3 protein-coding genes and 1 pseudogene are annotated in these 4,683 nt (G+C 67.2%); 1 reads left to right on the top strand and 3 read right to left on the bottom strand.

All coding sequences use genetic code 11. The annotated features are described in order from the left end of the window. Position 1 precedes the first annotated feature (1 nt). Positions 2 to 2,080 (bottom strand): S46 family peptidase, encoded by a 2,079-nt coding sequence (locus VF697_RS21125; protein WP_331097714.1) that lies wholly within the window; start codon positions 2,078 to 2,080, stop codon positions 2 to 4. Positions 2,081 to 2,567: 487 nt separating this feature from the next. Between VF697_RS21125 and VF697_RS21120 the strand changes: the two genes are divergently transcribed. After that, complete coding sequence (locus VF697_RS21120; RefSeq protein ID WP_331097712.1) at positions 2,568 to 3,113, top strand: hypothetical protein; 546 nt, start codon at positions 2,568 to 2,570, stop codon at positions 3,111 to 3,113. An 81-nt stretch (positions 3,114 to 3,194) separates the two neighbouring features. Here the strand turns inward: VF697_RS21120 and VF697_RS21115 are convergent, their stop codons facing one another. Both VF697_RS21115 and VF697_RS21110 read right to left on the bottom strand, forming a co-directional pair. Next, positions 3,195 to 4,313 (bottom strand): serine/threonine-protein kinase, encoded by a 1,119-nt coding sequence (locus VF697_RS21115; RefSeq protein ID WP_331097710.1) that lies wholly within the window; start codon positions 4,311 to 4,313, stop codon positions 3,195 to 3,197. Positions 4,314 to 4,461: 148 nt separating this feature from the next. Further along, positions 4,462 to 4,683, bottom strand: a pseudogene (locus tag VF697_RS21110) (hypothetical protein); the annotation flags it as partial.

Here is a 4,683-nt window from a genome sequence, read left to right as displayed (position 1 = left end):
ACTACAGCCCCGGGCTGGCCTTGACGGAAGGCGTGGAGCCGGGACGCAGCTCCTCGAGGACGCGGTCGGCCTTGTAGACCTTCTTGAGCGCCTCGATGAGGGCCTCGCTGTGGACGGCGACGGTGCGGTTGACGCTCTCGTCGAAGCCGTAGTCACCGCCGAGCGACTGGATGTTGCCGTCGAACACGAGACCGGTGATCTCCAGGTCCTTGTTGATGACGGGCGAGCCGGAGTTGCCGCCGATGATGTCGTTGGTGGTGACGAAGTTCATCGCGGTGCTGGCCGTCAGGTCCTTCTGGGCGGCGAGCCAGCTCTTGGGCAGGGCGAACGGATCCTCACCGGTGTGGCGGGCGAAGGTGTCGCCCATGGCGGTGATGGGAGCCACCTGCTTGCCATCCTCCATGTAGCCCTTCACCGAGCCGAAGGAGAGCCGCAGGGTGCCCGTGGCGTCCGGGTAGATGCCGGTGCCGTAGACCTCGAACTTCGCCTGGGCGACCAGCTCGCTGTTCTTGCGGATGACGGCCTCGACCTGCTCCTCGTACGTCTTGCGGATGGCGCGGGCGTCCGCGTCCACCAGGGTCGCCAGCTGGATCATCGGATCCTTGGAGGCCTCGATGGCCTTCTTGCCACCGGAGAGGAGCTGCTCGCGGACCTTGAGGTCGGCCAGCTTGGAGCCCTTGACCACGCGGGTGGCCAGCGCGGCCGGGGACTCCTTGCCGAGCACCTTCTTCACGAACGGGTGATCCGGCCCCAGCTCCTCACGCATCTTGGTGAGCGAGAACGTGAGCTGGGCGATCTCCAGCTCCGGGTAGATGGGGGCCTTGCTCAGCAGCTGGTTCTTGAGGGCGGGCAGGTTCGCCTCGTTGAACCCGCGCAGCCGCTCGGTGTCCGGCTTGGTGAGCTCCTCGGAGGCGCGCACGAGCGTCTTCGCCACGCCGGAGAGCTGCGAGCCGAAGCCCCCCTCGATGTACTCGTAGTCCTTGCGGATGTTGCGGAAGGTGTCCTGGGCGCGGGCGATCTCATCCCAGGCGGCGCCGTACCTGGCCTTCATCTTGGGATCCGCGTCGACCTTCCTGCGCAGCTCCTGCTCGGCGGCGACCTTCTGGGCGAAGAAGTTCTTGTCGACGAGCTGCTCGTGCTTGCCCTTGGTGGACTTCAGGCCGTTCTCCACGCCGAAGAGCAGGTTGCTGGAGATGCGCTTCTGCTCGGCGCCGCGGTTCTGGAACTCGGTGATCATCCCGCGGACTTCGGACATCCTGAAGAGCTGCTTGGGCAGCCCCACGTCGCGCAGGTACTCGAGCTGTGCCACGGTGAGGCCGCGCGAGGTGCGGCCCGGGTGGCCAGGGACGAAGGTGAGCTCGCCTTCCTTGGCGCCCTTGTCGGACCACTTGAAGTAGTTGGGGGTCTTCGCGGGCTTGCCGTCCTTGTAGACGCGCACGAAGGTCACATCCAGGTCGTACCGGGGGAACTCGAAGTTGTCCGGGTCACCGCCGAAGAAGGCGATGGCGTGCTCGGGGGCGAACGCGAGCCGCACGTCCTGGAAGCGCTGGTACTTGTAGAGGTTGTACTTGCCGCCCTGGTAGAGCGTCACCACGTCACAGCGCACGTCGGCGCCCGTGGTGCAGGTCTTCTCGAGCTTGGCCATCTCGGCCTTGAGGGTGTCGGCGTACGGCTTGCCGGTGAGGCCCTGGGTGGCGGCGTTGAGCTGCTCGGTGACGTCGGTGATCTCGACGAGCTGGCTGACCTCCAGGGCCGGGCACTGGAGCTCCTCGGCCTGGGTCTTGGCGTAGAAGCCGTTGGCGATGAAGTCCTTCTTGGCCGTGGAGAGCTGCTGGATGCAGCCACGGGCACAGTGGTGGTTCGTCATCACCAGGCCGTCCTGGGAGACGAAGCTCGACGAGCAGCCGTTGCCGAACTTGGCCGAGGCCAGACGCACCTTGTCGAGCCACTCCTGGGTGGGCTCGAAGCCGTACTTCTCCTTCACCTTGGCGGCGGGGAAGTTGTTGTACGTCCACATGCCCTCATCGGCGAGCGCGGGGGCCGCGCCGATCAGGGAAGCGAGGATGAAGAGACGCTTCATGACGGGAGTCCTTTCCGGGAACCGGAGATGCCACGGGTTGTCCCGGGAACGGCCGGTCTCGGTCAAGCGGGGGAGAAATAGGGACAAAAATCCCGGCCCCTGAACCCATGAGCGGAGCTTTGATTTCCGAGCGACCGCATGATTGGACGCAGCCCCCACGAAGGAGCGGGATGACGCAGCTCGTCGGAGCGGTTCGCTGAAGAAGGCCCAGCGGGCAGCGGGGAGGAGCCGAAAACCAGCGCCCGGAACCGCGGTCCCAGGGTCCCTTGGAAGGCCCCATGCTGAGTTTACATAACGCATCTTATCAGACCCATCGTCAGAGGGAGACGGAGTAGCGTGGGCCCATTCCAGGACCCGTTTTCCGACCCCCTGGGACCTCCCCATTCGGGCCTCCCGTGGCGTCGCTTGGCGCTCGATCCCCGGCTTTCGCGCTTCTCGCCCCGCACGTTGGGACATAGGGTCTCCGCGCCCTATGCGACTCCCTCGTTTGAGCTTCGCGGTCTGCGTGGCCGCGCTCCTCGTGGCTGGATGTCCCAAGCCCTCCACCCCTGGCGAAGACGCCGGCACCACCGCCACCGAGCCTGGCCCTGAAACGGACTCGGGCGCCATCGCGGAACCGGGCCCCGCGTCGTTCACCCTCCAGTATGTACTCGCGGATGCCGGGATGGACGCCATCCCCCTGGTGGGCCCGGACGAAGGCCGGCCGCTCATCGAGCCCACGTCGAGGCTCGAGCTGCGCAGCACCCTGGCCCTCCGGAACTACCGCGTCCGATTGTTCGACGAGGTCGAACGCGCCATGGTCTCGGATGACGCCGCCGAGGAATCCGCGACTGGGCTGCTGTACCGCATCTCCCTGCCCACGCCCCTCAAGACCGGCCACAAGTACACCCTGGTCATCGACGCGCAGACCGGCACGTCGATGACCGACTCGCAGGGCCGCGAGCTGCCCGATCTCCGGATTCCCTTCCAGGTCTCCGGTGAAAAGGAAAAGCCGGCGCCGCCCGCGAAGAAACAAAAACAGCGCCGACGCTGAGTCCCTGGCATCCCCAGAGCTCCGCGACTGGGCCAGACCCCGAAGCCCCACGGGTCCAGCCCCCTGGCGCGGCGCTTCCGCTCAGTGCGGGCTCCTCCGAGGCGGCGCCTCCGGGAACACATCCGGCTCGATCACGTCCGCGGACTCGCGCAGCAATTCGGCCTCCTTCACGGCCACGAGCACCTCCCGCGCCGCCTCCGGCCGCCCATACGAGCGCCCCTGAACCACCAGGAACTCCCGGAGCGCGTCCCGCATCTCCAATCCGGACTGGTAGCGCTCGGCCGGTTCCCGCCGGAGCGCCCGGTGCACCACGGCCCGCAGCGGCTCCGAAATGCCCTGGACCGCCCGCTCCACGTCTTCGGGACCAAAACGCGCGATGCGCGCCGCCATCTCCGCGACAGGCACCCAGCTCGGCTCCTCGCACTGCACCTCCGTCAGCGCGGCGGACACCGGCCCGGCCTCCCGCGCTCCCAGCTCCACGTCTTCCAGATCGAACAGGTGCCGGCCCGTGAGCAGTTCCAGCAGCACCAGCCCTAGGGAGAACAGATCCGAGCGGTGATCCACCTTCTCCAGACGCATGCGCTCCGGGGACGCATAGGCGATGTCCCCGCGCAGCACGGAGGCCGTGGTGGACTCCCGCCCGGGCAGCATCGAATACGCCACGCCGAAGTCCACCAGCTTCACCTCACCGCTGCTCCCCACGCGGATGTTCTCCGGATTGACGTCCCGGTGGACGATGCCCAGGGGCCGCCCGCGCTCGTCCGCCAGCGTGTGCGCATGGTGAAGCGCGTCCGCGACCTCGGACACCACGTGGCAGACGAAAGCCTCGGACATGGGCCGCTGCCGCATGGCCGCGACGCTCAACACCGTCTCCAGGGAGCGCCCCTCCACGTGCTCCATCACCACGTACGGCAGCCCCCCGTGCAGCACCAACTGGTACACCTTGGCGATGCCTGGATGGTCCAGCCGGTACGCGAGCTGGACCTCCTCCTTCAGCCGCTGCTTCTGCTGTTCGCTGACGGGCCGCGACAGCCGCTTGATGAGGACGGAGCCCGCGGGCCCCTGGGCGTAGCGACGCCTGGCGAGCATCACCTCGCCATTGCTCCGCCGTCCCAACTTACGAATGACTTCGTAGCGGGTCCCATCCACGGAGAACAGGAGTCGGGGGGGATTCGAGGATTCGGGCCTGTCGATGGACATCTCGGGCTCTCCTTTGTGATGCACGCCAACGCCGCGCCAATGGAATACCGGAGGTAGGGCCCAGACGCCGTACCTCCAGCGTCAGCCACCCTACCAGACCGGGCTGACACGCCCGCCTGACCTCTCCCATGGGGAGAGGCGGAGGCCGTCAGTCCTGGTGCAGATCTCGGTCCTGGGCGCGCACCCGCTCGAGCACCTTCAGGTCCCGCTGCGTGGGCCCCAGCTCCAGGATGAGCCGGCTCACGTCGTAGAGGACCTCGCCCCGCTCGAACACGGGCAGCCGGGGCACGTCGGTCATGTTCAGGTCGTCCAGCGCCTTGTTGTACGCCGTGTCCATCAGCGAGCGGAGCTGGAACGAGTCATAGAGGTT

It is taken from the genome of Archangium sp., assembly GCF_036388035.1.
Classification (GTDB): Bacteria; Myxococcota; Myxococcia; order Myxococcales; family Myxococcaceae; genus Archangium.
The sequence above is the reverse complement of the archived record's forward strand: the minus strand, read 5'-3'. Positions and strand labels throughout refer to the sequence as shown.

What these genes read in the sequence shown, in the direction of transcription:
- VF697_RS21125 (WP_331097714.1), bottom strand. Translation starts at nt 2,080, where the DNA reads ATGAAGCGTCTCTTCATCCTCGCTTCCCTGATCGGCGCGGCCCCCGCG.
- VF697_RS21115 (WP_331097710.1), bottom strand. Translation starts at nt 4,313, where the DNA reads ATGTCCATCGACAGGCCCGAATCCTCGAATCCCCCCCGACTCCTGTTC.